The sequence below is a fragment of the Rhodococcus pseudokoreensis genome, assembly GCF_017068395.1.
GTDB lineage: Bacteria > Actinomycetota > Actinomycetes > Mycobacteriales > Mycobacteriaceae > Rhodococcus_F > Rhodococcus_F pseudokoreensis.
In genome coordinates, this window is sequence record NZ_CP070619.1 from 5561995 (window position 1) to 5585561 (window position 23567).

General features: G+C 67.3%; 23 protein-coding genes. 18 read left to right on the forward strand and 5 right to left on the reverse strand.

Features of this window, described 5'->3' with window-relative positions; genetic code table 11:
- Positions 1–227: 227 nt before the first annotated feature.
- Complete coding sequence (locus JWS13_RS30600) at positions 228–548, forward strand: 2Fe-2S iron-sulfur cluster-binding protein (RefSeq protein WP_206009114.1); 321 nt, start codon at positions 228–230, stop codon at positions 546–548.
- A 19-nt stretch (positions 549–567) separates the two neighbouring features.
- On the opposite strand, the gene JWS13_RS30605 is transcribed toward JWS13_RS30600, so the two are convergent.
- The gene (locus JWS13_RS30605) at positions 568–1539 is read right to left on the reverse strand and encodes a helix-turn-helix transcriptional regulator (RefSeq protein ID WP_206009115.1); all 972 of its coding nucleotides are present in this window, start codon (positions 1537–1539) and stop codon (positions 568–570) included.
- Complete coding sequence (locus JWS13_RS30610; RefSeq protein WP_206009116.1) at positions 1532–2656, reverse strand: helix-turn-helix domain-containing protein; 1125 nt, start codon at positions 2654–2656, stop codon at positions 1532–1534. The genes JWS13_RS30605 and JWS13_RS30610 overlap by 8 nt, the downstream gene beginning before the upstream one ends.
- A 234-nt stretch (positions 2657–2890) precedes the next feature.
- Between JWS13_RS30610 and JWS13_RS30615 the strand changes: the two genes are divergently transcribed.
- Both JWS13_RS30615 and JWS13_RS30620 read left to right on the forward strand, forming a co-directional pair.
- A complete protein-coding gene (locus JWS13_RS30615; RefSeq protein ID WP_206009117.1) occupies positions 2891–3670 on the forward strand; it encodes an enoyl-CoA hydratase/isomerase family protein in 780 nt (259 codons plus the stop codon).
- Between the two features lie 108 nt (positions 3671–3778).
- Entirely contained in the window at positions 3779–5461 is a 1683-nt protein-coding gene (locus JWS13_RS30620) for an AMP-binding protein (protein ID WP_206009118.1), read from the forward strand.
- A 64-nt stretch (positions 5462–5525) separates the two neighbouring features.
- On the opposite strand, the gene JWS13_RS30625 is transcribed toward JWS13_RS30620, so the two are convergent.
- Entirely contained in the window at positions 5526–5942 is a 417-nt protein-coding gene (locus JWS13_RS30625; protein ID WP_206009119.1) for a MaoC family dehydratase, read from the reverse strand.
- On the reverse strand, positions 5939–6391 hold the full coding sequence (locus JWS13_RS30630) for an FAS1-like dehydratase domain-containing protein (protein WP_206009120.1): 453 nt from the start codon (positions 6389–6391) through the stop codon (positions 5939–5941). The genes JWS13_RS30625 and JWS13_RS30630 overlap by 4 nt, the downstream gene beginning before the upstream one ends.
- Positions 6392–6453: 62 nt before the next feature.
- Between JWS13_RS30630 and JWS13_RS30635 the strand changes: the two genes are divergently transcribed.
- Both JWS13_RS30635 and JWS13_RS30640 read left to right on the forward strand, forming a co-directional pair.
- Positions 6454–7629: an acyl-CoA dehydrogenase family protein gene (locus JWS13_RS30635; protein ID WP_124393359.1), complete on the forward strand. Its 1176-nt coding sequence runs from the start codon at positions 6454–6456 to the stop codon at positions 7627–7629.
- A 2-nt stretch (positions 7630–7631) separates the two neighbouring features.
- Positions 7632–9587: an AMP-binding protein gene (locus tag JWS13_RS30640; RefSeq protein WP_206009121.1), complete on the forward strand. Its 1956-nt coding sequence runs from the start codon at positions 7632–7634 to the stop codon at positions 9585–9587.
- 64 nt (positions 9588–9651) lie between these two features.
- On the opposite strand, the gene JWS13_RS30645 is transcribed toward JWS13_RS30640, so the two are convergent.
- Positions 9652–10413, reverse strand: a complete 762-nt coding sequence (locus JWS13_RS30645) for a FadR/GntR family transcriptional regulator (protein WP_007299646.1) — start codon at positions 10411–10413, stop codon at positions 9652–9654.
- A gap of 117 nt (positions 10414–10530) precedes the next feature.
- Between JWS13_RS30645 and JWS13_RS30650 the strand changes: the two genes are divergently transcribed.
- From JWS13_RS30650 to JWS13_RS30710, 13 genes are all read left to right on the forward strand, one after another.
- Complete coding sequence (locus JWS13_RS30650) at positions 10531–11610, forward strand: acyl-CoA dehydrogenase family protein (RefSeq protein WP_206009122.1); 1080 nt, start codon at positions 10531–10533, stop codon at positions 11608–11610.
- A gap of 72 nt (positions 11611–11682) precedes the next feature.
- Positions 11683–12849: an acyl-CoA dehydrogenase family protein gene (locus tag JWS13_RS30655; RefSeq protein ID WP_007299648.1), complete on the forward strand. Its 1167-nt coding sequence runs from the start codon at positions 11683–11685 to the stop codon at positions 12847–12849.
- A complete protein-coding gene (locus JWS13_RS30660) occupies positions 12849–13598 on the forward strand; it encodes an SDR family NAD(P)-dependent oxidoreductase (protein WP_206009123.1) in 750 nt (249 codons plus the stop codon). Before JWS13_RS30655 ends, JWS13_RS30660 begins: the two co-directional genes overlap by 1 nt.
- On the forward strand, positions 13598–14791 hold the full coding sequence (locus tag JWS13_RS30665) for a thiolase family protein (RefSeq protein WP_206009124.1): 1194 nt from the start codon (positions 13598–13600) through the stop codon (positions 14789–14791). Before JWS13_RS30660 ends, JWS13_RS30665 begins: the two co-directional genes overlap by 1 nt.
- The gene (locus tag JWS13_RS30670) at positions 14791–16029 is read left to right on the forward strand and encodes an acetyl-CoA hydrolase/transferase family protein (RefSeq protein ID WP_206009125.1); all 1239 of its coding nucleotides are present in this window, start codon (positions 14791–14793) and stop codon (positions 16027–16029) included. Before JWS13_RS30665 ends, JWS13_RS30670 begins: the two co-directional genes overlap by 1 nt.
- Before the next feature lie 19 nt (positions 16030–16048).
- Entirely contained in the window at positions 16049–16972 is a 924-nt protein-coding gene (locus JWS13_RS30675; RefSeq protein ID WP_206009126.1) for a hydroxymethylglutaryl-CoA lyase, read from the forward strand.
- 38 nt (positions 16973–17010) lie between these two features.
- Positions 17011–17769 carry an SDR family NAD(P)-dependent oxidoreductase gene (locus JWS13_RS30680; RefSeq protein WP_206009127.1) on the forward strand — a complete coding sequence of 253 codons (759 nt, stop codon included), beginning with the start codon at positions 17011–17013 and terminating at the stop codon, positions 17767–17769.
- Between the two features lie 102 nt (positions 17770–17871).
- Complete coding sequence (gene menB / locus JWS13_RS30685) at positions 17872–18729, forward strand: 1,4-dihydroxy-2-naphthoyl-CoA synthase (protein ID WP_206009128.1); 858 nt, start codon at positions 17872–17874, stop codon at positions 18727–18729.
- 116 nt (positions 18730–18845) lie between these two features.
- Complete coding sequence (locus JWS13_RS30690) at positions 18846–19631, forward strand: enoyl-CoA hydratase-related protein (protein WP_206009129.1); 786 nt, start codon at positions 18846–18848, stop codon at positions 19629–19631.
- A gap of 5 nt (positions 19632–19636) precedes the next feature.
- Positions 19637–20608: an EamA family transporter gene (locus tag JWS13_RS30695; protein WP_206009130.1), complete on the forward strand. Its 972-nt coding sequence runs from the start codon at positions 19637–19639 to the stop codon at positions 20606–20608.
- Positions 20609–21799 carry a CaiB/BaiF CoA transferase family protein gene (locus JWS13_RS30700; protein WP_206009131.1) on the forward strand — a complete coding sequence of 397 codons (1191 nt, stop codon included), beginning with the start codon at positions 20609–20611 and terminating at the stop codon, positions 21797–21799. It abuts the gene before it with no gap.
- 81 nt (positions 21800–21880) lie between these two features.
- Positions 21881–22690 carry an enoyl-CoA hydratase/isomerase family protein gene (locus JWS13_RS30705; RefSeq protein ID WP_206009132.1) on the forward strand — a complete coding sequence of 270 codons (810 nt, stop codon included), beginning with the start codon at positions 21881–21883 and terminating at the stop codon, positions 22688–22690.
- A 5-nt stretch (positions 22691–22695) separates the two neighbouring features.
- Complete coding sequence (locus JWS13_RS30710) at positions 22696–23547, forward strand: enoyl-CoA hydratase/isomerase family protein (protein WP_206009133.1); 852 nt, start codon at positions 22696–22698, stop codon at positions 23545–23547.
- Positions 23548–23567 lie beyond the last annotated feature (20 nt).

The window sequence follows — 23567 nt, forward strand, 5'->3', positions numbered from 1 at the left end:
GATCGAAAGTTGTCCACCTAACGGGGGATGTGTGCCGGGTCACCCCAGCACACCTCGCGGTCAGCGAGGCAAGATTCACCCCACGGGAGGGGGGTAATCACCCGAAGTGGTGATGTGCCCGGCCAGTGACCGGCGACACAATTTTCGTACCGAGAACGCGGCCGGACCTTCCCGCTTCGGCGCGACGGCCGCGCAGATGTTCACCGGTCAACCTGAAGGAGATCACCATGCCCACCGTCGTGTACCAGCTTCCGGACGGCTCGACGTCGTCCGTCGACGTTCCCGTCGGCCAGAGCGTGATGGACGGGTCGGTCCGCAACAACCTCCCCGGCATCGTCGCCGAATGTGGCGGTAGCTGCTCCTGCGCTACCTGCCACGTATTCCTGGACGACGATTCCATCGCGGCGTTCGGCGAACCGACGCTGGAGGAGCAGGACCTCCTCGAATTCCTCGACGGTGTACAGCCGTGCTCGCGTCTCGCCTGCCAGCTCGTGCTCACGCCGGACGTCGGCACCGTCACCGTGACGGTGCCGTCCTCGGACGCCTGAGGGGTATCCACCGGCTCTGTCACCGGGTGCCGGGCTGATACTTCGCGATCAGTTCGGCACGGTTGGTGGCGCCGAGTTTCCGGAGGATGCGTTTCACATGGGACTTGACCGTGTCGACAGTGATGACCAGTTCCTCGGCGATCGTCGAGTTCGACGCCCCGGTGAGAATCAATCGGACGACGTCGACCTCGCGGTCGGTCAGAGGGTCGAGCAGGCGCTGCTCGGCGGCGTCGCGGTCGGCCTGCGCCGGGGCGAGTTCGGATGCGCCGCGGGGAGGTGCCGTGTCGACGTCGGCGTCGCCGGCCCATCGCCGGGCGCTGTCGTGCAGGAGCGCGTTCTGGCGCTCACGGCGCGATTCCAGACCGACTCGCTCGAAGCACCCGCCGAGCACTTCGGCGAACACCCCCAGTGCGCGGCGGCGAGTGTCGTCCAAGGGTGTTCCGATGTGCACGAGCGCGGCGGCGGCGCCGCCGACCACGACCGAAACAATCGTGAAACCGTTGGTGCCCAACAGTTCTTGCAGTGCAGCGGGGACGTCGGTGCCGACGCTGACCGTGTTCGTCGCGAGCGCTTGTTCTTCCGGCGAACCGTCCACGATGTCGAATTCGGCCGGTGGTGACGGCATGGTGCCGGGGTCGGCGCTGAACCAGGCCACGGGAATGATCCGGTCCCCGTCGAGGCGGGACAGCACAACCCTTTTCGCAGAGCACAATTCCGCGACGCGTTCGCACGCGCGGTGCATCAGTTCCGTACTCGAGGCGGCGTCGTCCAGTGCTTGGACGGCGCGATCGATGGCGGCCGCGATCGTGCCGATCTCGACGGTCCGGTTCGCGTCGGCGGCGTTTCTGCGGTCGAGGAGGTCGACGAGGCGTCTCCCGAGTTCGGTCGACTGTGCCGGGTCGGCCACCCGCATCTCGGTCAGGACGTCCGCGATGGCGCGATCGAGCTCGGTGTCCGTGGTGTTCTCGTCGGGGTGGGGCGCGTCAGCCACCGGACACCGTCTTGGCGTTGGCGCACAGCGCCGCCACCTCGGCTCGCGTCGAGACGCCGAGTTTCTTGAAGATCCGCTGGACGTGGGATTTGACGGTGCCGTCGGAAATGCACAGGCGACGGGAGATGGCCGCGTTGGTCGCTCCCGTCGCCATCAGTGTGAGCACCTCGCGCTCGCGAGCGGTCAAGGTGTGCGCGCGAGGAATGGCCGGCGCCTGCGACGTGTCCTCCCCGCTCTGCGCGCCGGAGCGGGGGAGGTCGCACGTGGAGAGTTCCGGCATCGTCAGGGGCTGCTCGAGGTGCCGCAGTGCCTGCGTGAGCCGCTGGATCTCGGCGTCGACGTGCTCGTTGCGGGTATGGATCTGCCGACGCAGCTTGGCGCGTTCCTTCGACGAGGCGCACGCGCCCGCCAGCACTCCGACGATGTGGACGTCGGTGTCGGACAGGCTGTCGCTCTGGCGGTCGACGTGGATCATCGCCACCGCGCGGGCGTCGACGACGATGGGAACCGCGATGTATCCCGCGGGCCGCGACAGATCGATGAGTGGGCGGTATGTATGCCGGTAGGTGTCGACACCGTCCACCGCGTAAGGCCGACGGCGCCGGACCAGTTCGGCCTCGCGGGGGGCGTCGCGCAGCGAGATCTCGCGTCCGTCGATGGCCGTGGCGAGTTCGTGGAAGTCCTCTGTCAGTGCGGGGTTGACGGCCAGCGCGACGGGCGACCAGGTGGAACCGCGGACGACGGAGAACATGGCCTTGCCGTATCCCAGGCTCGTGCACAATTCCTGCGTCACGACTTCGGCGATGCGGTCCGAGCCGGTGTCGAGCGCACGCACGACCCGCTGCAATGCCTCGAACTGGGCGGTGTGGAGGCGCAGTCGGCGGGCGATGTCGTCGCGGCTCGCGGCGTCGAGTCGCGTCACGAGTTCCCCGAGGCGCAGGGTGTGCTCGGGGGAGGCGACGCCTTCACGTAGCTTCCGGGCCGCGAACGCACGGATCACCGTGAGGTCGGGCTCGCCGTCCGCCAGCCGGACCAGGTTCGGCTCGCTCCCGAGAAGCTCCCGCAACTCTGCGACTGCCTGCTCGGCAAGCTCGAACGAACTCGTCGAAATGACCACTCACCACTCCTCGCGCCGCGGCCGCCGCACGGATGACGACGACACCGTCGCCCATCCTGTGACCTAACGCACAGTATAGGAGGTGTCACCTGGGGCGTTTCCGTGCCGTCCACGACCTCACAACAATGTATATGGTCAGTCCAAATACGTCACGTGTTCCGCGGAAGATCTTGTCCCGGATCCCGTCGTCTACTAGGGTCGAATGGTAAGACCAAAATTGAAAGGATCGACCCTATGGCGCACCCCGTGCGATACGACGTCGACGAGCACATCGCCGTGCTCACTCTCGATCGCCCCGAAACCCGCAACGCGCTGTCCGACGACGTGCTCGACGAGCTGCTCGCCGCACTCGAACGTGCGCGCGGGGACGACGACGTGCGGGTTGTCGTGCTCGCGTCCTCGCACGAGAAGATCTTCTCGGCGGGCGGCGACCTCAAGGCGTTCGCGAGCGAGACACCCACGATCGTCAAATACGCCGGTCTGGATCGCTTTCCGCGGCTGTATCAGCTCATCGGCGGTCTCGGGAAGCCGGTGATCTGTGCGGCGGGCGGCGACGTGCTGGCCGGCGCGTTCGGTCTCGCGCTGGCGTGCGATTTCGTGCTCGCCAAGGAGTCGGTCCGGTTCGGGTGTCCGGAGATCAACGTCGGCGTCTTCCCGTTCATGATCTCCGCCCTCATCTATCGGAACGTCGGGCGACTCAAGGCGAACGAGCTGATGATGTACGGCGAGCTCATCACGGCCACGGACGCGCTCGAACTGGGGCTGGTGAACCGCGTGATTCCGGACGACGACTTCGAGGCAGAGGTCCGGGCGTGGGCGCGGCGGCTCGCGGGCAAATCGCCGCTGCTCATGCGTCTGGGCAAGGAGGCGATCAACAACACCCGGGACATGTCGCTGCCGAATGCGCTCACGGCGCTGCAGTCCCAGCTCGCTCTCGCGTTCACGACCGAAGACATCGTCGAGGGCGTTACCGCGTTTCGCGAAAAGCGTTCTCCCGTATGGAGCATGCGGTGATCTCCGCTTGGGGAACTCGTTGCAACTTCGGTCTAACCATTATATTGTGAGGGCCAACACGGAGTTTCTATTTCCCTCTCCATATCTGCGCACAGAGGAAGGCTTCCCATGGCGTTCGCATCGGTCACCGATCGCTATTCGGACGAACAGATCCGAGAGTTCTATGCCACCGGGCAGTGGCACCGCGACACCTTCTTCGACATGCTCGAGGCTCAGGTCGCCGAGCGGGGCGACCGTGTCTTCCTGACCGACGACACCAGCGGGGGCCTCACCTTCCGGCAGTTGCGCGACAAGGCGCTCAGTCTTGCGGTGGGCCTTCGGCGCCACGGCATTTCTGCCGGCGACCGCGTGTCGGTGCAGGTTCCGAACTGGATCGAGTTCGCGATCATCGCCGTCGCGTTGTCGCGACTGGGCGCCGTCCTGGTGCCGATCATGCCGATCTACCGCCGCGACGACGTCGAGTACATCCTCGGTAATGCCGGTGTGCGGCTGGCGATTACGCCGCAGAGTTTCAAGAAGTTCGACTACGCAGGCATGTACACCGACATCCTGGGTGCCGTCGAATCGCTCGAGGATGTCGTCGTCGTCCGCGGGAGCGGCGAGTTGCCTGGTCGTGCGGTGTCGTTCGAGTCGCTGTTCGCGGAGATCGGCCCCGACGAGGCGATCGCGGAACTCGGGCCCGGTGTCGGTCCGGACGAGCCGTTCGTCATCGTCTACAGCAGCGGCACTACGTCCCGTCCCAAGGGCTGCATCCACACGTTCAACACGTTCGCCTGCGGATCCCGTCTGCTGGCCAAGGGGTTCGCGTACACACCCGACGACGTGCAGTTCGGCCCCTCGCCGATCACCCACACCACCGGCCTTGTCACCAGCATCGTCCTCCCGCTGATGCACGGGGCGGCGTCGCATCTCATCGAGGTGTGGGAGCCGGTCCGGGGCATGGAGCAGATCAAGGAACGTGGCTGCACGGTCGCGGTGAGTGCCACGACGTTCCTGCAGATGGTCATGGACGTCTACGACCCCGCCGTGCACGACATCGGCAGCATGCGGTTGTGGGTGGCGGCCGGCGCGCCGATCCCCGCCAGCTTCGTCACGAAGGCGGCCGAATTGTTCCCCGGCCTGCAGGTGCTCAGCCTGTACGGCCGCTCGGAGAATGTCACGACCACCATGTGCACGGTCGACGACGAGCCCGAGCGGTCGCTCACCTCGGACGGCCGTCCGCTGCCGTTGCAGTCGGTCAAGATCGTCGACGAACTCGGTAACGAGGTTCCGCGCGGCGAGGAGGGCGACGTCGCCTACAAGGGCGCGATGCACATGCTCGGGTATCTCCACAATCCCGAGGAGACGGCCAAGCTATTCACTCCCGACGGCTACTCCCTCTCCGGGGATCTCGGCCGGATGGACGAGGACGGCTACGTACGGGTCACCGGCCGCACCAAGGACATCGTGATCCGCGGCGGCATGAACATCAGTGTGCGTCAGGTCGAAGACCTCCTGGCCGCTCATCCCGCGGTCCGCGCTGTGGCGGCGGTCGCGATGCCGGACGAGCGCCTCGGGGAGGCGGTGTGCCTCTACCTCGTCGCCGCGCCCGGGTACGACGACATCACGCTCGAGAAGATCAAGACCTACCTGCTCGAGCAGGGGGTGGCGATCCAGAAGGTTCCGGAGCGGCTGGAGATCGTCGAGGCGCTGCCGACGACGGCGACGGGCAAGATCCAGAAGAACGTACTGCGTGCGCAGATTGCGGCGAAGATCGAGGCGGACCGGGAACGGGCGCAGGCCGTCAGCTGATCGAATAGGTAAGGGGGCGAAGCCGATCGGCTTCGCCCCCATCCGTATTGTTCGAGAAGGGTGATCAGGTCGAGGCCACCGCGACCTTCGCCGATCCGGTGACCACCGGGCCCTTGTCTCCCGAGGCGACGAGATCGAGCGTTGCGAGCGACTCACCGTCGGTCTCGTCGATCGACACCACCGTGCCGCCCAGGGTCAGCGTGTCGCCGATGAAGACCGGAGCGACGAACCGGACTCCGAAGGAGCGCACATGCTCGACACCGAACGTGTCGGACAGCCATCCGGCCAGGATCCCGGCCTGCATCTGACCCATCGCGATGACGCCTGGAAAGCCCGACGTGGCCACGAAGCCGGGGTCGTGGTGCAGGGGATTGAAATCGCCTCCTGCCCCGGCGAACCGGACGATGTCGGTCTGGGTCACCGGGCCGACCACCCGGACGTCCGGAGTGTCGCCGACGCGTACCTCGGCCGGTGTTCTCATCGCTGCTCTCCTCGTTCGATCAGGACTTCCTCGAGCCGGACCACGGGTTCGCCCTCGGTGTCGACGTACTCGGTCTCGAGGGTCACGATGCGCATCGTCCCGCCGCGCTTGCCTTCTCGCTGCTCGTCGGCCACGATGCGGCGGCTGCCGACCACGTGGTCGCCGGCGGTGAGCGGTCGCAGGTACGTCCACGTGACCGAACCGACCACCACCCGCGCGAGGGCCAGGCCCAGCGAGTCGACGAACGCGCGCTGGTCGCGCTGGTGTCCGGCGACGACCGTGTGAATAAGAGTGGCCGGCACGTCGGCGAACCCGGCGTCGCGTGCGACGGCCGGATCCGTGTGGACGGGATCGGTGGTGAACGTGGCGCGCGTGAATTCGCGGATCTTGCCGCGTTCGACGTCGTATTCGACGCGGTCGACGACGCCGGCGGGGAGTGGGTCGGACATCCGGGCCTCCTTTTTGGACTGACCTATAGTATCATTGAGCCTAAATTCGTGAGGAGGGTGCAATGGAGCTCGCTGATTCCCCAGACGAGGCCACATTCCGTGCAGAAGTCCGGGAGTGGGCCGAAAAAGCGGTCCCGACGCTGCCGTGGCCGGAACCCGTCGATCTGGTCGACAAGGTGCCGTTCTGGCAGCAATGGCAGCGGCTGCTCTTCGACGCCGGCTACGGCGGGATGTCGTGGCCGAAGGAGTACGGCGGCCAGGCCGCCGACCCGATCCGCAAGGCCATCTTCACCGAGGAGATGGACCGGGTGGGCGCACCCGAGCGCCTCAACACCATCGGTGAGGATTTCGCCGGCCCGACCATCATCGACTTCGGGACACCCGCGCAGAAGGAACGGTTTCTTCGCCCGATCCTGACCGGTGAAGAGATCTGGTGCCAGCTGTTCTCGGAGCCGGATGCCGGGTCCGACCTCGCCTCCCTCCGCACCAAGGCCACCAAGGTGGACGGGGGCTGGAAGGTCAACGGGCAGAAGATCTGGACCAGCCGCGCGCACATCGCCGCCCACGCCATCCTGCTCGCCCGCACCGGTGGCGGTCCGCGGCACAAGGGCATCACCTACTTCCTCGTCCCGATGGACAGCGAGGGAATCACCGTGCGGCCGCTCGCGCACATGCTCGGCGAGGCGGAGTTCAACGAGGTGTTCCTCGACGACGTGTTCATCCCCGACGACCTCGTCGTCGGCGAGGTCGACGGCGGCTGGAAGGTCGCGATGGGCACACTCGCCTACGAGCGGGTGGCGATCGCGACGGGCCGCGTCAACACCAAACGTGCCGTCGACGACATCGTCTCCGACATCGCCGGGATGACCGACGACGCGGGCCGCCCCCTCGGCGAGGACCCGGTGATCCGGCAGAAGGTCGCCGATCTCTACGGCCGTGCCCTCGTGCACTACCTCATCGGTCAGCGCGTCATCACCCTCGCGGCCAACGACGGCCCACCGGGGCCGGTCACGTCCATCGGCAAGCTGTTCTTCTGCCCCCTCGTCGAGGAACTCGCCGACTTCCGGCTGTCCCTCGAACCGGTGGGCGGGCAATTCGCCCTCGACGACGAGCCTCAGAAGACGGCGCGGTGGCAACGGCTCGCATATCAGGCCCGCGGCACCGCCATCGCCGGCGGTTCCACCTTCATCCAGCGCAACATCGTCGCCGAGCGCATGCTCGAAATGCCGAGGAGCTGACCGTGTCCGACTACACCTGGCATCCCACCGACGAGTACGTCGAGAACGCCAACGTCACCCGGCTCGCCCGCGCCCACGGTCTCTCGGGCCTGGGTGAACTCCGCGCCCGCTCCGTCGCCGACGTGCGGTGGTACTGGGATGCCGTGGTCCGCGACCTCGGGCTGCCGTTCCGGTCGCCGTACCGCGAGGTGCTCGACACCTCACGCGGAATCGAGTACCCGGAGTGGTTCGTCGGAGGCACGTCCAACGTCGTCGACGCGTGTCTGGAGCGGTGGCTCGCCGATCCTGCGGTCGCCGACCGGACGGCCGTCGCGCACGAGGCCGAGGACGGCACGGTCCGCAGCCTCTCGTATCGAGAACTCGCGGCGGACGTCGAGCGGGCCGCGGCCGGACTGCGGGAACTCGGCGTCGGCAAGGGCGACGCCGTCGCCCTCTACCTGCCGATGATCCCCGAGGCGGTCGTGTCGGTGTATGCCGTCGCGCGGCTCGGTGCGGTGCTGGTCCCGCTGTTCTCCGGGTTCGCTCCGAGCGCGATCGCGTCCCGCATCCAGGACGCGGACGCCAAGGTGGTGATCGTCGCGGACGGGACGGTCCGCCGGCGCAAGTCCGTGACGATGAAACCGGCCCTCGACGAGGCGCTGGCGTCGTGCCCGACTGTGAAGTCGGTCGTCGTGGTCGAGAACGTCGGCGTCCCGGTGGATTCCACCGACCGTGACATCTCCTGGGGCAAGCTCCTCGGCAACGCCGGTGACCCGGGCCCGGTGGAGGCGATGGACGCGGGCGAGCCGTTCGCGCTGGCATACACGTCCGGTACGACCGGCAAGCCGAAGGGTGCCGTCCACACACACGCCGGGTTCCTCGTGAAGACGGCCAGCGAGGTCGCGTACTCGTTCGACCTGAAGCCCGGCGGCGTGTTCTGCTGGATCACCGACATGGGCTGGATCATGGGCCCGCTGTCGATCATCGGCACCCACGCCAACGGCGGAACCCTGGTGCTGTACGAAGGTTCGCCGGACGTGCCGGACACCGAGAGGTTGTGGCAGCTCGCACAGCGTCACCGGGTGACGATGCTCGGTGTCTCACCGACGCTGATTCGTACCCTGCGCGGACGGGACACGGACGTCGCGGCACGGTACGACCTGTCCTCGGTGCACACGATCGGGTCCACCGGCGAGCCGTGGGACCCGGACTCGTACGAATGGCTCGCGCGGGACGTGTTCGGCGGCCGGGTGCCGATCATCAACTTCTCCGGCGGCACCGAGGTCGGCGGCTCGTTCCTCGCCCCGTATCCGGTGGAGCCGATCCGCAGCTGTTCGCTGGGCGGTCCGTCCCTGGGTATGGACGTCGACGTCGTCGACGACGCGGGACGCTCCCTGCGCGGGGAACAGGGCGAACTCGTGTGCAGGCAGCCGTGGCCGTCGATGACGCGCGGGGTGTGGAAGGACGAGGAACGCTACCTGGAGGCGTATTGGTCCACGTTCCCCGGCATGTGGCGGCACGGCGACTACGCCCTCGTCGACGACGACGGCCAGTGGTACATCCGCGGCCGGTCGGACGACGTCATGAACGTGGCAGGAAAGCGTCTCGCGCCGGCGGAGGTCGAGGCCGTATTGACCGCGCACCCGGCGGTGTCGGAGGCGGCGGCGGTCGGTGTCCCCGACCCGAAGAAGGGCGAGGCGGTCTGGGCGTTCTGGGTTCCCCGCGCGGACGCCGACGCGACCGACATCTCGGCCGAACTCGTCGCCAGCGTTGCCGCGGAACTCGGGAAACCGTTCGCGCCGAGCGCTGTTCACCGGGTGTCGCGCCTGCCCAAGACCCGGTCGGCGAAGATCCTGCGCCGAGCCGTGCGGGCCGCCGCGCTCGACATCGATCCCGGGGACCTGTCGGGTGCCGAGAACCCGGAGGCCGTCGACGAGATCCGCGCAGTGGTGGCCGGAGCGAGCGCCGAAGCGTCGTGAGTACGACGAAGGCCCCACACCGCACGGTGTGGGGCCTTCGTCGTCGAAGCAGGAAACGGACAAGCTATTCGTCGAGGGGGATGTCGGTGCGCTGCTCGAAGTCCTTGATCGACTCGGCGTACGAGTGGACGTGCCTGCTCATGCGTCGTACTGCGGCCTCGGCGTCCTTTTCGCGAATTGCCCTGGTCACCGAGCGGTGCGCCTTGACGGTGATCTCTCGGACCTTGTCGTCGATGAAGCCTTCGTTCTCGGTCGCGGCGTAGATGGCCCGCGAGAGCGAGATCATGAGACCCGACAACAGTTCGTTGTGGCTGGCGCTCGCGACGGCGACGTGCCAGTCGATGTTCGCCTGAAGGAAGTCGTCGAGTTCGTCGCCTGCTCCGGCGATGTCGTCGTTGGCGGCGTCCAGTCGCGCGAGATCCTCGTCGGTGCGGTGGCGGGCGGCGAGTTGTGCGCAGAACGGTTCGATCGCCTCGCGGGTCTCGAGCAGGGCGGCGAGGCGGATCTGACGGCCACGGATGAGCAGTGCCACCGTGTCGGCCATGGACTGTTCACCCGGTCGCTGAACGAAGGCGCCACCGGCCCGGCCCGCCTTGATGCGGACGAGTCCCTGTACTTCGAGGATGCGCAGGGCCTCGCGCACCGTGGTGCGGCTCATCTTCGTCTGGACGACGAGTTCGCGCTCCGGTGGCAGCGGTGTGCCCTCGACGAAATCGCCGCTGAGGATGCGCTCGCGCAGTTCGTTGGCAAGGACGTCCGACGCCTTCGGTACCTCCATCGGTGTCAACTGAATGGAGGAACGTCCGTTCCGGGTGGTGTTCGGCACGGCTGGTGGCATGACTCCCCGCCCTCTCTGGTCTAACGGTCAGACCTAATATACCATTGGGTTCTCGCTGCGCTTGTCATGCAGCCTATTCTTCGTCTCATCGAGAGGACCAGTTGAATGCGCTGGGAACTGTCAGAAGAGCAGGAAATGTTCACCGAAGCCCTCGACGGCTGGCTTGGACGGTTCGCCGCTCCGGCGAATGTCCGCAAGTGGGGTGAATCGGGAGATCCTGCCGAATTCGAGCAAAAATTCGTCGAGGAGGGCTGGTTCTCCGCCGGTCTCGACGAGAAAATTGGTGGTCAGGGTGGTGGTCTGCTCGAACTGGCATTGACTGCCGAGACGCTGGGCCGGTACACCGCGCCGTCGAGTGCCTGGACCGCGTCGGTTCTCGCGGCACCCTTGCTGCCCGTCGACGTCGCCACCGACGTGCTGGCCGGGGGCGGGTTCGCCGCGGTCGCCGTCGACGCGACCCGTCCGTTCGGTTTCACCGACTCGGTACGCGTCGGCGAGGCCGGGGCACTGACCGGTCGTGTCGCGACGGTGCTCGGCGCCGAACGGGCGAAACTGCTGGTCGTTCCGGCCGCGGACCCCGACGGCACCGCCGCTCTGTATCTCGTGCGCGTCGACGACCCTGGCGTCGCCGTCGAACCGCGGCGCCTCCTCGACCCGTCCCGCGCGGCCGCGGACGTCCGGTTCGACAACGCTGCCGGTCAGCGCCTCGACGTCGACGCGTCCGCCGCGCTCGAGGATGCGGGGCTGCGGGCGGCCGTGCTCGTGGCCGCCGACTCGCTCGGTGCGATGGACCGCATGCTGCGACTCGCGGTGGATTACAGCAAGCAGCGCCACCAGTTCGGCGTCCCCATTGGGTCGTTCCAGGCCGTGAAGCATGCTGCGGCAGGCATTCTCGTCTCCGTCGAGGCGGGACGTTCCATCGCCTACTACGCCGCGGCGTCGGTCGATCTCGGCCTCGACGACCGTGCGATCCATGCCGCGGTCGCCAAGGCGCAGGTGCCGCGCAGTGCGGTGCAGGCGGCCGACAGTGCTCTCGTGATGCACGGTGCCATCGGCTACACGTGGGAACACGACCTGCACCTGTACTACAAGCGCGCCAAGCTCGACGAGAAGCTGTTCGGCGGACCGGGCGTGTGGAACGAGCGCCTTGCGCAGGATCTGCCGCTCCTGCCTGCCGTCGGATGATCGACCGTTGACTATTTGGTCTGTCCTTTTGTAATATAAGTCCAAACGGAACCAACGACGACGGGACGTGCTGTGGACTTTGATCTGACCGAGGATCAGGCGACGATCCGAGATGCGGTGCGAGAGCTCGCGGGCAAGTTCGACGAGCAGTACTGGGTGGAAAAGGACGGCGCGCACGAATTCCCCACCGAGTTCTACGACGCGTTCGCCAAGGGCGGCTGGCTGGGCATCACCACGCCGGAGGCCTACGGCGGGCACGGAATGGGCATCACCGAGGCCTCGATTCTGCTGGAGGAAGTCGCCGCGTCCGGTGCGGGCATGAACGGCGCGAGTTCGATGCACCTGTCGATCTTCGGGATGCACCCGGTGATCGTGCACGGCTCCGAGGAACTCAAGCAGCGCACGCTCCCGCGGATCGTGGATGGCGACCTGCACGTCTGCTTCGGTGTCACCGAGCCCGGTGCCGGCCTCGACACCACCAAGATCACCACGTTCGCGCGACGTGAGGGTGACAAGTACATCGTCAACGGCCGTAAGGTCTGGATCTCGAAGGCGATGGAGTCGGAGAAGATCCTGCTTCTCACTCGCACCACGAAGTTCGAGGACGCGAAGAAGAAGACGGACGGTCTGACACTCTTCCTCACCGACCTGGACCGCTCGAAGATCGACATCCGCCCGATCAAGAAGATGGGGCGTAACGCGGTCACGTCGAACGAACTGTTCATCGACAACCTCGAGATCCCCGTCGAGGACCGCGTCGGCGAGGAAGGCAAGGGCTTCAGGTACATCCTCGACGGCCTCAATCCGGAGCGGATGCTCGTCGCCTCGGAGGCCCTCGGCATCGGCCGGGCCGCCCTGCGCCGGGGCGTCCAGTACGCCAACGAACGTGAGGTGTTCGGCCGCCCCATCGGCATGAATCAGGGGCTGCAGTTCCCGCTCGCCGATTCGCTCGCCCGGCTCGACGCCGCGGAACTCATCCTGCGCAAGGCGACGTGGCTCTACGACAACGGGAAGCCCTGCGCCCGCGAGGCCAACATGGCCAAATATCTTTGCGCCGACGCCGGTTTCCAGGCCGCGGACCGCGCCCTGCAGACTCACGGCGGCATGGGCTACTCGGAGGAGTACCACGTGGCTCGCTACTTCCGTGAAGCCCGCCTGACCAAGATCGCTCCGCTCAGCCAGGAGATGGTTCTCAACTACCTCGGCGAGCACGTCCTCGGCCTTCCCAGGAGCTACTGATGTTCGAACTCACCGGAAAATCCGCCCTCGTGACCGGGGCCGGCAGCGGCATCGGTGCCTCGGTCGCGCAGGCCTACGCGCGAGCAGGTGCGGCCGTGCTCGTCACCGACGTCGACGGCGACGCCGCTGCGGCCGTGGCCGCGGAGATCACCGCGGCGGGCGGTTCGGCGAAATCCGCGGCTCTCGACGTCCGCGACGGCGAGGCGGCCGCCGCGGCGGCGGAACAGGCCGCCGCCCTGAACGACGGCACGCTCAACATCCTGGTCAACAACGCCGGCGCCATCGCACCCGCAATGTTCCCGAACCTCGAAGAAGACGACTTCCGCCGCATCGTCGATATCCATCTCGTCGGCAGTTTCGTCTGCAGCAAGGCCGTCCTCCCGTACCTGCCCACCGACGGCAGCGGGCGGATCATCAACGTGACCTCCGCGGCCGGCCTGGTGGGCACCATCGGGCAGGCCAACTACGGTGCCGCGAAGGCGGGCATCATCGGTCTCACGAAGTCGCTGGCGCGTGAACTCGCCAAGAAGCAGGTGACGGTCAACGCGCTCGCGCCGCTCGCCGCCACCAAGATGACGGAGAACATCCGAAGCAACGAAAAGCTCGCCGCCAAGACGCTGGCGCGGATCCCGCTGGGCCGCTGGGCGGAACCGGACGAGATCTCGTCCAGCTTCGTGTTCTTCGCGTCCGACGGCGCGGCGTACATCACAGGCCAGGTGCTGCCCGTCGACGGCGGGACGGTGATCTGATGGCTGAGAAGCGCAACCCCTTCCAGCGTTCCTCCCGCGAGGTGATCATCGCGGAAGCAGCGCGCACCCCCATGGGCAAGTCGCACCCCGACCGCGGCTGGTTCCGCGACACCCATCCCAACGACATGCTCGGCGCCGTGTACACGGAACTGATCCGCCGCAGCGGACTGGCTCCGGCGACGGTCGAGGACCTCGTGATCGGGTGCACCGCACCGTTCGGCGAGCAGTCCCGCAACATCGGCCGCAACGCCTGGTTGCAGGCCGGCTACCCGCCGGAGGTCCCGGCCGTCGTCCTGGACCGCCGCTGCGGATCCGCCCAGACGGCCGTCGAGATGGGCGCCGCCCTGGTCGGTTCCGGCACCCACGACGTCGTCGTGGCCGGCGGTGTCGAACACATGGGTCACGTGCCGATGAACTCACCGGCCAAGATCTCCGAACTGTACGGCGACCCGTGGCCGGAAGCGCTGCGCGACCGGTACGACTTCGTGAACCAGGGCGAGAGTGCCGAACTCATCGCGGACCGGTGGGAGATCTCCCGGCAGGAGATGGACGAGTTCGCCGTCCGCTCCCATCGTCTGGCGACCGAGGCCATCGAGGCGGGCTGTTTCGACGCCGAGATGATCCCCCTCGACCTCGCGGGCGAGACCCGGTCCACCGACCAGACCCTCCGCCCCGGCACGAGCCTCGACAGCCTGGCCGGGCTGAAGACGGCGTTCCGGGAGAACGGCCGGATCACGGCGGGCAGTTCGTCGCCGATCTCGGACGGGGCGGCCGGTGTGCTGCTCGCTTCCCGCGAGGCCGTCGACGCGCACGGACTGCAGGCCCGGGCCCGCATTCTCGATCAGACCACCGTCGGGGTGGACCCGATCATCATGCTGACGGGTCCGATCCCGGCCACCCGGAAGTTGCTCGACCGCAACGGAATGAGCATGAACGACATCGACCTCTTCGAGGTCAACGAAGCATTCAGCTCGGTCGTCCTGGCCTGGGAGCGGGAACTGAAGCCCGACATGGACCGGGTCAACGTCAACGGCGGTGCGATCGCGCTCGGTCACCCCGTCGGTGCGACCGGTGCCCGGCTCATCGCCACCATCGTGGCGGAACTCGAGCGACGTGACGCCGAAATCGGTTTGGTGACCATGTGCTGCGGCGGCGGCCTGGGAACGGCGACCCTGATCCAGCGGATCGACTGATGATCGACCTGACGCCGCACATCCGGCCCGGCGACGGAATCTGGTGGAGCCAGACGAGTGCGGAACCCACTCCGCTCGTCCACGCCCTGCTCGACCAGGTGTCGTCGATCGGCCCGGTCCGGGCGTTCGTGGGACTGACCTGGAATCGCCGGTTGACGAGCGAGTTGCCCGACGAACTCTCCGTCGTCTCCTACGGTGGCCTCGGCGAACTGCGCCGCCTCGCCCGTCTCGAGATCGTGCCCTGCCACTATGGGGCGCTGCCGCGGCTGTTCGCCGAACGGCGGCTCCCATGCGACGTCGGGTTCGTGCAGGTGTCACCGCCGGACTCGGCCGGGAACTGCTCGCTCGGGGTCGGTGTCGACTACATCGCGGACGCCCTCGACCACACACCGGTTCTCATCGCCGAGATCAACCGGCGCATGCCCGTCACACTCGGCGCACCACGAATTCCGTTGTCGCGGTTCGCTGCGGTAATGGAAACCGACCGGCCGTTGCTCGACGCGCCGGACCGTGAGCCGGCCGCGGTGGAATTGGCGATCGCGCGGAACGTCGCCGAACTCGTGGCGGACGGAGACACGATCCAGATCGGCGTCGGGACGCTGCCGTCCGCCGTCCTCACCGCTCTCGAGGGTCACAAGGACCTCGGGATGCATTCCGGCATGATCTCCGACGGGGCGCTCCGATTGATCGACCGGGGCGTGCTGACCGGGGCGCGTAAGGAGATCGACCCTGGGCTGCACGTGACGGGCGCCGCGCTCGGAACGGCGGCCTTGTACGACAGGCTTCCGGGTCTTCCGGTGGCCTTCCGTCCGGCGAGCTACACCCATGCGCCGCAGGTCCTCTCGCAGCTGCGGTCGTTCGTGTCGATCAACTCGGCGATCGAGGTGGATCTGACCGGGCAGGTCGGCGCGGAACTGCGCAACACGACCTACGCCGGTGCCGTCGGGGGCCAGGTGGACTTCTCCCGGGCCGCGGCGATGACCGGCGGCCGCTCGATCATCGCGATGCGCGCGGATTCGCGTGGGGAGTCGACGATCAAGACTGCTTTGGAATACGGCGCGGTCACCACCGCCCGCGCCGACGTGGATTTCGTGGTCACCGAACACGGTGCCGCGGCACTGCGCGGGTGTTCCCTTGGGGAGCGTGCGCGGCGCATGATCGCCGTGGCGGCACCCGAGTACCGCGAAAGGCTGGAATTCGATCTCGAGGAGTACGACCTTGCGTCCGCAACGGAGTGAGGGGAAAGGAGTCAACGCCATGGCACGTCCGCAGCGGGTCCAGATCCGGGAGGTCGGACCGCGTGACGGCTTCCAGAACGAACCGGAGCACATCCCGACCGACGACAAGGTGCGGTTGATCAACGCTCTGGGACGGGCGGGGTTCACCCGGATCGAGGTCGCCAGTTTCGTGCGGCCGGACGTGATCCCCCAACTGGCGGACGGGGTGGAGGTACTCGGTCGCATCGACGTACCCGACGACACCAAACTGATGGTGCTCGTCCCCAACAGCAAGGGGCTGGACAACGCACTGAAGGTGCGCGACAAGTTCCACGAGGTCGCGATCTTCGTCAGCGCGTCGGAGACCCACAACAAGAAGAACGTCAACCGCACGGTCGACGAGACGATGGCCGACAACGACGTCATGGCCAAGCGAATCGTCGCCGAGGGACTCGACTGCGCCGCGGTGATCGCGACGTCGTTCGGTTGCCCGTTCGAGGGCAAGGTCGACCTGGGACGCGTCCTCGACCTGGCCGAACGGTTCGCCGAGGCCGGCGTCACCGAGATCGGATTCGGCGACACCACGGGCATGTGCAATCCGGCGTACGCGTCGGAATTCTTCGCGGCGGCGCTCGACCGGCTGCCCGGCGTCGAGGTGACCGCACACTTCCACAACACGCGTGGCCAGGGCCTCGCCAACGCGTACGCTGCACTCGAAGCAGGTTGCGCGAGCTTCGAATCGAGCTTCGGTGAGCTGGGCGGCTGCCCCGTTCCTGCGGGCTCGACGGGCAATATCGCCACCGAGGATCTGGTGAGCATGTTCCACGAGATGGGCGTCGAGACGGGTCTCGACCTTCCCCGGGTCATCGAGGCCGCGCGCGAAGCTCAGACGGTGCTCGGCCGCAAGCTCACCAGTCACTCGATCGTCGCGGGCCCCATCGAATGGGCCGCGAGCCCGCGCTGACCGCTTTCCACCACGAACACCACAAGACGGAGAAGAACATGAGTAATCGAGTCGCATTCGTAACCGGCGGTGCACAGGGCATCGGCAAGGGCATCTCCGACGCCCTCGGGGCAGCGGGCTTCCGCGTCGCGGTGGCCGACCTCAACCTGGAGGTCGCCGAGGAGACCGCCGCCGGTATCCGCGACGCCGGCGGCCAGGCGATCGCCGTGCCCGTCGACGTCACCGACACCGCGTCCGTGCAGGCCGCGGTGAAGCAGGTCGCCGAGCAGTTCGGCCCGGTCGAGATCGTCGTCAACAACGCCGGCTGGGACGACTTCATGCCGTTCCTGAAGACCGACGAGGCGTTCTGGGACCGGATCCTCGACATCAACTTCAAGGGCCAGCTTCGGGTCATCCAGGCGACCGTCCCGGGCATGGTCGAGCGCGGCTTCGGCCGGGTCATCAACATCGGTTCGGACGCCGGCCGCGTCGGCTCGTCGCTCGAGGCCGTCTACTCGGGTGCCAAGGGCGGCGTCATCGCCTTCACCAAGACCCTCGCCCGTGAAATCGCGACCAAGGGTGTCACCGCGAACACCGTGTGCCCCGGCCCGACCGACACCCCCGCGCTGCGCAAGTTCGCGGACACCTCCGGCCAGGACGCCGACAAGGTGATCGGCGGCATGACCCGCGCCGTGCCGATGAAGCGGCTCGGTCAGGCGACCGACATCGGTGCCGCGGTGGCGTACTTCGCCTCCGATGCAGCAGAATTCGTCACCGGACAGACCCTGTCCGTCAGCGGTGGCCTGACGATGTCCTGATCCACGGCAATTCCGAAGGTGCGGCCCGGTCTCCGGGCCGCACCTTCGTCGTTGCGGGCTCGGCCGATAACGATCGTTTGCACGTGTGCCTATGATCGAATCATGACGAACAACGGTGATTCAACGGATTTCGTGTCCTGGACGGCAGTGGGTGAGTTCGAGGACATCCGATACGAGCACAGCGGCGACGGGATCGCGAAGATCACGATCTGTCGGCCGGAGGTGCGCAACGCGTTCCGTCCGCAGACGCTGATGGAAATCTCCGAGGCGCTGGTCGATGCCCGCGAGGACTCCTCGGTCGGTGTCATCGTGCTGACCGGCGAGGGCCCCGACGCGTTCTGCTCGGGTGGCGATCAGCGGGTGCGCGGGGATACCGGCTACCTCACCGAACCGGGGAAGTCGGGCAGTGTCGGCCGTTTCCATGTCACCGACCTGCAGATTCAGATCCGGCGCCTGCCGAAGCCGGTCGTGGCCATGGTCGCCGGCTACGCGATCGGTGGCGGCCACATTCTGCACCTGGTCTGCGACCTGTCCATCGCCGCGGACAACGCCCGGTTCGGTCAGGTCGGCCCGAAGGTCGGCTCGTTCGACGGTGGCTACGGTGCGGGATTGCTCGCCGAACTCGTCGGGGTGAAGAAGGCCAAGGAGATCTGGTTCCTGTGCCGTCAGTACGACGCACAGCAGGCGCGTGAGATGGGGCTGGTCAACACCGTCGTCCCGCTCGCCGACCTGGAACGGGAAACCGTGCAGTGGTGCCGCGAGATGCTCCAGCTGTCGCCGTTCGCGCTGCGGCTCATGAAGGCGAGCTTCAATGCCGCGGAGGACGGGATGGCCGGCATTCAGCAGCTCGCCCACGACGCGAATCTGCTGTTCTACTCGACGGAGGAGGCGAAGGAAGGGCGCGAGGCGTACAAGGCGAAGCGGCGCCCCGAGTTCGAGAAGTTCCCGCGTCGGCCCTGATCTTCCATTTCGGTCCAACAATTAGTATGGTTGGTGCAATACCTCAGGTGAGTGGCACGGTGTGCCCGCGTGCACATTGCCACTCACATGGGACTGGACCGAGAAGGATGGTGTGCATGTCGGAAACCGCAACGCCCGCAGTCACGTGGAGCGACGTCGACGCCGGCGTCATGACGATCACGCTGCAACGCAGGCCGGCGAACGCGCTCGGGTTGCCGATCATCGACGGCCTGAATGCGGCACTCGACGCAGCCGACGCCGACGGGTCGGTGAAGGTGGTCGTCGTTCGCTCGGACATTCCGGGCTTCTTCGCGGCAGGCGCGGACATCAAGCACATGTCGTCCGTGGACGCGGAGTCGTTCACCGCGTACGGGGATCGACTCCGTGGGGCGCTCGACCGACTCGCGTCTGCGGACCGCATCTCGATCGCTGCGGTGGACGGCCTCGCGCTCGGCGGCGGCCTCGAACTGGCAATGGCCTGCACCCTCCGGGTCGGCGGGTCGGACGCGAAGTTCGGTCTGCCCGAGGTCAAGCTCGGCCTCATCCCCGGAGCAGGTGGTACGCAGCGCCTTCCGCGTCTCGTGGGCCGTGGCCGCGCCCTGGACATCATGCTGAGCGCCCGTCAGGTCCTCGCCGCCGAGGCGCATGCGATCGGCCTGATCGACCGGCTCGTCGACGCGGGCACGGCCACGGACGCCGCGCAGGCGCTCGCGGCCGAGCTGTGCACGATGTCGCTGCCCGCGCAGCGCGCCGTCATCCGCACGGTCGACGCCTCGTTCGACACCCCGCTCGAGGAGGGCTTCCGGTTCGAGGTCACCCAGGAGCAGGACCTGTTCGAGAACGGAGAGGCGAAGGAGGGCATCACCGCCTTCCTCGAGAAGCGCGCTCCGCGATTCGCCTGAGCGTCGTGATGCCGGCGCGTGCCGGGCGGGGTGCGATCGCGCTGGCGCTGTTCCTCGTCTATGTGATCTGGGGATCGATCTATCTCGCGATCCGGCTGGTGATCGACGAGGTCCCTCCGCTCGGCTCGATGGGTGCACGTTTCCTCCTTGCCGCTCTGTTGATGGCCGCCTTTCTGGCCTTTCGCGGCGGCTGGCGGCGGCTGCGCCTCTCTTGGCGGGAAACGGCAGGCGCGTCTTTCCTGGGTGTGCTGCTGCTCGCCTGCGGAAACGGCCTGACCTCGGTCGGCCAGCTGCACGGCGTGCCCTCCGGGGTGACGGCGCTCCTCGTGGCCATGGTGCCGCTGTGGATCTGCATCTACCGCACGCTGTCCGGTGACCGTCCACGGGTTCTCGAATTGGCCGGCGTCGGTGTGGGGCTGATCGGTCTCGCAGTCCTGGTGCTGCCGCACGGTCGTGAGCACGCAGGACTCCCGCTCGTCGGCGTGGCGGTCATCGTGTTGTCCAGCGTGTCCTGGTCGTTCGGGTCGTGGATCAAGCCCCGAATCTGGCTGCCTCGCGACGTGTATGTCAGTGCGACGTACCAGCTTCTGGCGGCCGGCGCGGCCATGACGCTCGCGTCGGTTGCGACAGGGGAACGACTGCACGGCGAGATCGGACTCCGCGCGTGGGGCGCGTTCGGCTACCTCGTGGTCTTCGGCTCGATCGTCGGATTCACCGCGTACGCGTGGCTGCTGCACCACGCACCGTTGCCGCTGGTGGCCACCCATACGTATGTGAATCCGGTGGTGGCTGTTGCACTCGGGTCGGTAGTCCTGTCCGAGCCCGTCACGCCCGTCCTGGTCATCGGGGGAGCGGTCGTACTGCTCTCCGTCGTGCTGGTCGTCAGCGCGCACACCGGGCCTCGACGGCGGGGGGATTCCACCACGAACGATTTCAAGGTATTATTATCAGACCAAAAGCCGACGAGAGGCGGGTAGATGGTGCAGGACACCATGAAACGCTCGTTCACCGGCCCATTGTCGGGCCTGAAGGTGGTCGAGATCGGCTCGATCGGGCCCGGCCCCTTCTGTGCCATGCTCCTCGCCGACCTCGGCGCCGACGTGATTCGCGTGGACCGCGCCGCAGATCCAGGACTGGTCGGTCCGAACGCCGACTTTCGCACCGAACTGCTGCACCGAGGTCGCCGCTCACTCGCAGTCGACCTCAAGCATCCGGACGGCGCCGCCGTGGTGCTCTCGCTCGTGGCGGACGCCGACATCTTGATCGAGGGCTTCCGGCCCGGGGTCGCCGAGCGACTCGGCATCGGACCGGACGACTGCGCCGCACGTAATCCCGGGCTGATCTACGGACGCATGACCGGTTTCGGTCAGGACGGACCGCTCGCTCAGCACGTCGGCCACGACATCAATTACGTCGCGCTCAGCGGCGCCCTGTCGTTGATCGGACGGCAGGGCCAGCCGCCCACACCACCGCTCAGTCTGATCGGCGACTTCGGTGGCGGGGGAATGCTCCTCGCGTTCGGGTTGCTGTCGGCGCTGTTCGAACGGCAGCGGTCGGGACTCGGCCAGGTGGTCGACGCCTCGATGGTCGAGGGGGCCGCACTCCTCGCGACGCCCTTCTTCGGCTTCGCGCAGACCGGAACGTGGAACCCCGAACGCGGCACCAACATCGTCGACAGCGGTGCGCCCTACTACGACGCCTACGAGACCGCGGACGGGAAGTGGCTGGCCGTCGGAGCGATGGAACCGCACTTCTACGCCGACCTCGTTGCGCTGCTGGATCTCCCGGACGACCTCCCGGAGCAGAACGACCGATCGCAGTGGCCGCAGATGAAGAAGATCTTCGCGGACGCCGTGCGCGGCCGGACGCTCGCAGACTGGCTCGAGGCGGGAGAGGGGCTCACGCCCTGCATATCGCCCGTCCTCGACGTCCACGAGGCGCCGACACACCCGCACCATGTCGCCCGTGATGCGTTCGTCGACGTCGACGGTCTCGTCCAACCCGCGCCGGCGCCGCGATTCAGCCGCACTGCGGCCGCAGTAGATCGCCGTCCGCCGTTGCCGGGCGAACACACCACCGAGATTCTGACCGACTGGGGGATCGACCCTGGCCGCGCCGCAGACTGGCTGCGCTCGGGTGCGGTGCGCGAGGCCGCCGCGGGGACCTGACCCGGCCGGACGGGTGTCCGGACCACAACGAAAAGACTTGCGGCGACCACTGGGATCGTCGAATTGAGAAGGAGTGACCTCGTGACCGAGCCCACGACATGGGAAACGTTCACGCTCGACCGGCCGGAACCCGGCATCGCCGTCGTGACGTTGAATCGCCCCGAACGAATGAACTCGATGACGAACACCATGTTCATCGAACTGGAGAGGGTTGCGCTGCAACTGGATCACGAACACGACCTCCGCGTCGTGATCCTCACCGGCGCAGGCAAGGCGTTCTGCGGCGGATTCGACCTCGACGACGCCGAAGGTTTGTCGTCGCTGACGCCGATGGGCATGCTGGACCAGCAGGAACTGGCGGCGCGCGCCCTCTCGGCGATCCGCAGCATCCGCGTCCCCGTGATCGCGGCGGTCAACGGCGCGGCCGCGGGCGGTGGACTGTCCCTGTCGCTCGCCGCCGACATCCGGATCGGTTCGCCGGCGGCACGGTTCAACGCGGCGTTCGTGCGGATCGGTCTGTCCGCAGGCGATCTGGGCGCGTCGTGGCACCTGCCCCGTCTCATCGGCCCGGCACGCGCAGCCGAATTCGCCTACACCGGCCGCTTCATCGAGGCCGTGGAGGCCGAGTCCCTCGGACTGCTGAACGCGGTCGTTCCCGCCGAGTCGCTGCTCGACGAGGCGCTCGCGATGGCGCGGCTCATCAGTGCGAATTCCCCTGCCGGTGTGCAGCTGTCGAAGCGTGCGCTCCACGCGAACATGGAAGTGTCGTCGTACGCCGCCGCGCTCGAACTCGAGAATCGCGGGCAGGCATTGCTCACTCGCGGCGACGACATGCCCGAAGCCCTGGCCGCGTTCAAGGAAAAGCGCAGCCCTACGTTCACGGGACGGTGATCCAGATGACGCAGACGGATACGCGCGAGAATACCGCGGTGCTGAGCAATTACGTGCCGCCGCAGCTGGAGACCCTCACCCTCGAGGTGCTGCAGGGCAAGATCGTCGTTCTCACGATCAATCGGCCGGACCGGATGAACTCGATGGTCGTGAAGATGTTCGAGGAGTTCAACACCGTCGCATACGCGCTGCGCGACACGGACGCGCGGGCGCTGATCATCCGCGGTGCGGGCGATCGCGTGTTCTGCGCGGGCTTCGACCTGGACGAGATCAGCGTGATCACCGAAATGGGTGTGCGGGAGTTCCTCAGGTTCCAGGAGACCGCGACCGGGGGCCTGGCGGCGCTGCACCACCTGCCGTTCCCGGTGATCGCCGCGATTCACGGTGCCGCGTCCGGGGGCGGGCTGGCGCTCGCGCTCGCCTGCGACATCCGGCTCGTGGCGCCCACCGCGAAGTTCAATGCGGCATTCGTCAAGGTCGGACTGTCCGTCGGCGAGCTCGGCACGTCGTGGCAGCTCACCCGGCTCGTCGGACCCGGCCGGGCCGCGGAGATCGCCTACACGGCGCGTTTCGTCGGCGCCGAGGAAGCCGCCCGGATCGGATTGGCTAACCGGGTGGTGCCGAGCGAGGACCTGTTCGACGAGGCTGTCGCGGTGGCCGAGGCGATCGCATCGAATTCGCCGGGCGGCGTCCGGATGTCGAAGCGGGCGCTGCAGCGGAACCAGGAAGTGACGTCGTATGCGGCGGCCCTGGAGTTGGAGAACCGGGGCCAGGCGCTGCTCACCAGGGGCGCCGACATGCCGGAGGCGCTTGCGGCGTTCAAGGAGAAGCGGGCGCCACGCTTCACCGGCCAGTAAGGATCGATTGATGACGACAT

Coding starts and splice junctions, on each gene's coding strand:
- JWS13_RS30600 (WP_206009114.1), top strand. CDS start 228: ATGCCCACCGTCGTGTACCAGCTTCCGGACGGCTCGACGTCGTCCGTC.
- JWS13_RS30620 (WP_206009118.1), top strand. CDS start 3,779: ATGGCGTTCGCATCGGTCACCGATCGCTATTCGGACGAACAGATCCGA.
- JWS13_RS30650 (WP_206009122.1), top strand. CDS start 10,531: ATGCGCTGGGAACTGTCAGAAGAGCAGGAAATGTTCACCGAAGCCCTC.
- JWS13_RS30630 (WP_206009120.1), bottom strand. CDS start 6,391: ATGTCCGACCCACTCCCCGCCGGCGTCGTCGACCGCGTCGAATACGAC.
- JWS13_RS30675 (WP_206009126.1), top strand. CDS start 16,049: ATGGCACGTCCGCAGCGGGTCCAGATCCGGGAGGTCGGACCGCGTGAC.
- JWS13_RS30625 (WP_206009119.1), bottom strand. CDS start 5,942: ATGAGAACACCGGCCGAGGTACGCGTCGGCGACACTCCGGACGTCCGG.
- menB (WP_206009128.1), top strand. CDS start 17,872: ATGACGAACAACGGTGATTCAACGGATTTCGTGTCCTGGACGGCAGTG.
- JWS13_RS30665 (WP_206009124.1), top strand. CDS start 13,598: ATGGCTGAGAAGCGCAACCCCTTCCAGCGTTCCTCCCGCGAGGTGATC.
- JWS13_RS30660 (WP_206009123.1), top strand. CDS start 12,849: ATGTTCGAACTCACCGGAAAATCCGCCCTCGTGACCGGGGCCGGCAGC.
- JWS13_RS30680 (WP_206009127.1), top strand. CDS start 17,011: ATGAGTAATCGAGTCGCATTCGTAACCGGCGGTGCACAGGGCATCGGC.
- JWS13_RS30700 (WP_206009131.1), top strand. CDS start 20,609: ATGGTGCAGGACACCATGAAACGCTCGTTCACCGGCCCATTGTCGGGC.
- JWS13_RS30710 (WP_206009133.1), top strand. CDS start 22,696: ATGACGCAGACGGATACGCGCGAGAATACCGCGGTGCTGAGCAATTAC.
- JWS13_RS30670 (WP_206009125.1), top strand. CDS start 14,791: ATGATCGACCTGACGCCGCACATCCGGCCCGGCGACGGAATCTGGTGG.
- JWS13_RS30635 (WP_124393359.1), top strand. CDS start 6,454: ATGGAGCTCGCTGATTCCCCAGACGAGGCCACATTCCGTGCAGAAGTC.
- JWS13_RS30615 (WP_206009117.1), top strand. CDS start 2,891: ATGGCGCACCCCGTGCGATACGACGTCGACGAGCACATCGCCGTGCTC.
- JWS13_RS30690 (WP_206009129.1), top strand. CDS start 18,846: ATGTCGGAAACCGCAACGCCCGCAGTCACGTGGAGCGACGTCGACGCC.